This window comes from Iodobacter sp. CM08, from assembly GCF_033446605.1.
Taxonomy (GTDB): Bacteria; Pseudomonadota; Gammaproteobacteria; order Burkholderiales; family Chitinibacteraceae; genus Iodobacter.
Genome location: NZ_JAWQUO010000078.1, coordinates 1 through 5,299 on the forward strand (window position 1 = coordinate 1; position 5,299 = coordinate 5,299).

Genomic DNA, 5,299 nt, shown 5'->3' on the forward strand with positions numbered 1-5,299 from the left:
GTGCTTCCGGCACAGAAAAAGCATCATCAAACACCACCAACTGCACCTGCGGCGAATCTCCCGACAGATGCTCAAAGCGCCACGCCAAGCCTTCTTCGTGCATTAAGCGCACTAAAAAATCAAAATCTGACTCTCGGTACTGTAGACAATAGGAGCGGGGCGCGTGCTGGCCAGATAGCTTGAAATCCAGCGTCTGCACGGCAGCAAACACCGAGTTTTTAGCCTGATGCTCGCTTAAAACCTGCTTAATGATGTCGGGCACGCTCATGTCTTGAAACACGCGTGAAGTACGGCGGTGGCGCAGTAAGGCAAACGGCGGTTCGGCAATCAGCACATAGCGGGCAAAGCCGCCATCTGAGCCAATCAGCTGCACCTCTGTAATCACCCCACAGCGCTCAATCTCACTACCCGACGCATCAGCCACCGATAACACCAGCGGCAAGCCCAATAGCGATTTAAGCTCTAGGGCTGCATCGGCAGATAAACACTCAATTTGATAGCGGTAAGCTTGGCTAATCCCTTCCGAGCCAAGCACCCGCTGTGGTAATAGCTGCCCGCCCCATGCAGATCCATCGCCTAATTGTAAAGAGATTAATCGTTGATCCTGATTAAACGCAGCGGCAAAGCTGCTTAATATTTGTGACAAAGGCATGGGGGAAATCATTAGCAGTCCAAATCAAGCGAGTGAATGGCGAAAATTAAAGAAAGATTAGTTGCCGATCTCAACGCGTACAGCGTGTTCCGCGTCTTCGGTATTAAAGCGGCGGCTCAGTTTCTTTTTAGAGATACCTTGTTTAACCAGGAACTTCTCTACACTGACAGCACGTGCCAGTGCGGCAGACTTGGCATTACCGATGTCTTTTTTGTAGCAATAGCCACGCAACGTAATCGCTTTGGCATCTTTTAATTTAGGCAAAAGGCTCAAGAGCTGCGCCTCATGCTCAGGAGTCAGCTTGGCGGACATTTTGTCAAACTTTAAAAAAGCCGGATCAGCAACGACTTGTGCGGCGGCTGCGGCAGCCGTTTCTGCGGCTTTAGTTGCTGTTGATGTGGCCGCTACTGGCGCATTTTTCCAAGAAGTTGTCGCAGGCGTGGCACTTTGTACGCTTGGATTTTCAGCGCATCCTGTTACACCAGCGGCAATTACAAGTAATGCAGCACAAATAAATCCTGAACGTTTCATTATTAAATCCCTTTTTTTAAAACAACTGATCTGCCTTGCAGCAGATCAGTTTGCTACTTATTGCTCATCACCCGAATGGTGATAATTAATTACTTATTGAGCATAGCTAAAGGCAGGAACGTCACGATCGGCATAAAGTAAAAACAAAGGCAAGGCTGTTCTCTTGCCTTTGTTTTTGACTTTGTTTGTAGTTCTAACTATGTATTTTTAAAGAGCGTAAATATAAAAAATAGACATCAATAATAAACCGTGGTCTATCCCAATTACTACAATTACTCTTTCGCACCATTACCTGTCACATAAATACTATCAGCAATTGGCACACATGAGGCTTCAGCAAAAAAACTGGCGGTAGCAGAGCGTCACATGCAGCTAAGCGCAGCCTTATTACATTCAAACATCATAGCCATGAGATATTTAAATTATCCTGATTATGTCTCTTGCTCCGGAACCCTTGATTTAGCTGCTTGCCCAGCATCGCTATTTCGGATGGTCAAATAGGTGGGATACCTTTATTTCATGGCACTTTACTCAAGCCGAGTAATGGTCGCGAGGGTTATCGACTGAGCAAGAGACATAATCAGGTAAATTATTGTTTTAATTTCATCCGCCAGTTTGCAAAGGAACAGAAAATGTTGTTCTATTTCCATCAACATTAAAGTTATAAAAATCTTTTTGAACACTACCTTTTACGTGTTTTTTAACCAATTCAATCTTATAAGGAGTAGTTGAGACAAGGCCTTTTATACTTTCATCTGACAAAAGTTTGATTTCTATTGCGGGCATTAAATATGGAATATCTGTATCCAACCCATGACTTTTCATCAGAAGTTTTTGCAACTTATTATTAGCCTGCTTAGAATAGCTAACATTATAAACATATTGATAACCTTTTATCCCTTTAACTGAATCAACCAATGTATCATCAAAAGAATATTTATTTAAAATTTTCTCAACGGAAACAGGATTCAAGTCAACCAAATCAAAGCAACATGCAACATTAAAAACCCCCTTCTCTTGCATCTGAAAAGTAGAAAAAATTGTAGCACTATTCAATTTTTTTTTTGTAAAAACAAACATTTCAAATGCGACAGGCTTTGTTATTCCCGCCTGAAAATTATACACTGGCAAATTAGCAAATACACCGACTGCAGGCTCAGCATATACGTTACATGATGCATACAAAACAGTTGCATAAATTAATGTTTTTTTCATCATTACTTCCCATTAAATGACCAATGTGGTTTATCATCACTTCCATACCAATGTACCCCATATTCATTACCAAGTTTTTTTAATTCTTGAAAATCTTTAATGATTACAAGCTCTCCACTAGTATTTTTCACCTCTTTATTTGAAAAATTTGTTATTGTCATATCAACAGCCAAACGTTTATTATGATTAGATGCACTGGGCTTACCCACAGGATTAGAACCAATGGCATAAGAGTTCACCATATTTTGAGCAGCTACTTTAGATTTATTCAAATCAACCTCCCCAGCAGCATTCCGATGACACCAATTAATATTTACACCACTCCATTTTGGTACATTTTCTGGCTTCATTTTCCCCCGTGCAATTTGAGCGGCATAATACATTAAATATGACCGCTCAGTCGGCCTATGCGTTGTTGATATACGAACAGAAATTTTAGCTTCACATAACGCTGCTATAAATTTTTTGGCACTAGTTTTAAATGGATCAATTAAATCATCTAGACTTTTACTTTGTAAAAACATTCTTTCCCAACTAGCACCACTAAGCTCACACTCAGCAGTGCTAACTACTATAGCTGGATGATTAGCCTCTGATCGCTGAGGCGTTACTTGAACGCCCTCTCGACTTTTAACCTTAGAATGGCCCTCAGAAGGCGCAGGTGCTCTTTTATCTGAAGGCTTTGCTTCTGGTTTTCTTGGGGCAGATTCTTTCTGTTTATTTTCTGGATGTGGTGGCTCTTCTTTGGGAGTGGAACCATTTGGTATGTCCAGATGTTGCCTAGCATAAATCTGGTTTTTATTTTTAATACCGTTCACTGACATTAAAGATTCAATATCAACGGAATATTTAGATGCGATCCCACCCAATGTTTCACCTGATTTAACAATATGTACATTCTTAGGTTGTATTTTTTGTTTTTTATGAATATCAGGTTGAATATCCTGCACAAAATATGGAGCTGTAAGAGAATATAAGCCATTAAGTTCGCCTACGCTCTTTGAAAAAATTTTTTCAAATTTTTTCCCCATATCTGCAATATATAACTTGAACTCCCCACTAAACAACCCCGGATAAATTGATGGCAGTTCACCACTACTATTTGTTTTTGTCCTTATACTTGTTTTACCATCAGATATTTTCACTTCAGTATTAGCAAGAGGCCTTTTAACGGCATCTCTAAGTTCGATTTTTACAGGCTTACCCAGTATTTTTATTTTCCCAGGTATATAACCTTCTTTTTTAGCAATGCCAGCAACTAACCTATCAAAACGAATAGCATCAAGGCTATTGATAACATCATCACGTGCCATGCCTACAGACTGGCATAATTCTGAAATATATGATTCTGTATCATTTCCATCGCTTGGCGGTGCGTACGCGTATATCATTTGCGACAAGCTGCTATTTCCATAAACCTCTTTTATTAACTTTATTTTTTCTCTTCTACCTGTTTCTACATCAGGAAAAATAATAAACATACCCGACCTAGACGTGCGCTGCGCATAACCAATTGCACTACTAATAACACGTTTTTTCCCTGGTTTAGCAAGATTGCCGGGGTTATTGAGGCGCCATGCAAAAGACCCTCCAATATACAAGGTCTCAGTCCCATCCTCAGCAATATAATGAACCGTCTTGTTTTCTCTATCATAAGTAGCGCTTACAAACATACTATTCTCCAAATGCTTCTGCATTAATTGCTTCATCTGCATTAAGATATATTTTCTTTGCATCACGAGTATCTATTTCTAAAAAACGAGGTACATCTTCATTTTCGTTAAAACGATACGTATGCAAGATGATTGATGTTTTTTTTAAATTAATATTTGGAGCTTTCTCACCTGTCTTAGTCGCTTTTACCACAAACAACTGTTCATTTTTTTTATAAAACCGAATACTTTGTATATTTGAGTCGGCAGATTCAATAGAGTTTAAAAAATAATCAACCGGAGGTCTTTTATTATCAAAAGGTACATGCATCCATACCCCATTTGACTCAGAAGGTAAAACATAGACCGTGTATATTTCAAAGTTATTTGCACTCAATAGGCTAACTTGACTTTTAATTATTCTAAAATTAATTTTTTTAATAGAAAAATCGTTCGTGCCATTTCTAAACGAGATCTGCTGAACTGATGCGGCCTGCACAACACTTGAAAGCATAAAAAAAGTCAATATCATAAACTTCTTAAAGAAATCACTCTTCACCATTCTCAACTTCCTTTTTAACGTCTGCTTGGTCAAACATAAATTTCAGCAATGCTACATCGTGAGTCATATCAATTTGTATCTGTGTACTCTCTAAATTTGACGCCGCGACTACCGGTATACTTTCAACTTCGGCTAATTCAATCTCATCAAAATGTTCCCCCCCACATCCACATAAACTATGGCTATCATCATCAATTGTTTGATCAACAAGCCAAGGCCCACGTTCACCTAAAAGCAGTTTCAATGGTTGTCCCGTACTCTGGAACACACGCTTAGTACGGCCATACTCATCAAGCGATCCCTGCCCAATCATTTCACCATCCTGATTAATTAATTGGTATGGCACACTACCACCAGCCCCCAGCCACTCCTCCAACTGTTTATCGACTACAACCTTTGTACTGAATGGTTGAGGAATAGAAGCCACCATCTGTTGATGAGTCAAATTCATACTCGCTGGCCCACTCAACTCATGACTAGCCCCTTTAATACTCACTTCCCCTGGGCAATGGATTTCTATATTGCCGCCTTTTAGCCGGATATAGCCGCCTCCAGAAGTAAAGAGCACTTCGTCCCCTGCGGCGATTTCTACTTTTTCTTTGCAGGCGGTGATTTTGATATTTTTGTCGGCGGTGATTTCGATGTCGTCGCTTTGCGCTTGCAGCTGAATTTTACCTTTGGCGGCGA

6 protein-coding genes are annotated in these 5,299 nt (G+C 40.0%); all 6 read right to left on the minus strand.

All coding sequences use genetic code 11. The features are described 5' to 3' along the window. The coding region (locus R6242_RS21895) for a phage late control D family protein (RefSeq protein ID WP_318430963.1) at positions 1 to 652 on the minus strand (652 nt) is incomplete at its 3' end. Positions 653 to 709: 57 nt separating this feature from the next. Continuing rightward, positions 710 to 1,183 (minus strand): OmpA family protein, encoded by a 474-nt coding sequence (locus tag R6242_RS21900; protein ID WP_318430965.1) that lies wholly within the window; start codon positions 1,181 to 1,183, stop codon positions 710 to 712. Between the two features lie 603 nt (positions 1,184 to 1,786). Continuing rightward, positions 1,787 to 2,401, minus strand: a complete 615-nt coding sequence (locus tag R6242_RS21905; protein WP_318430967.1) for a hypothetical protein — start codon at positions 2,399 to 2,401, stop codon at positions 1,787 to 1,789. Next, on the minus strand, positions 2,401 to 4,071 hold the full coding sequence (locus R6242_RS21910) for a LysM peptidoglycan-binding domain-containing protein (protein ID WP_318430969.1): 1,671 nt from the start codon (positions 4,069 to 4,071) through the stop codon (positions 2,401 to 2,403). The genes R6242_RS21905 and R6242_RS21910 overlap by 1 nt, the downstream gene beginning before the upstream one ends. Before the next feature lies 1 nt (position 4,072). Then, positions 4,073 to 4,612: a hypothetical protein gene (locus R6242_RS21915; RefSeq protein WP_318430971.1), complete on the minus strand. Its 540-nt coding sequence runs from the start codon at positions 4,610 to 4,612 to the stop codon at positions 4,073 to 4,075. Next, the coding region (locus R6242_RS21920) for a DUF2345 domain-containing protein (RefSeq protein WP_318430972.1) at positions 4,599 to 5,299 on the minus strand (701 nt) is incomplete at its 5' end. The genes R6242_RS21920 and R6242_RS21915, both read right to left, overlap by 14 nt.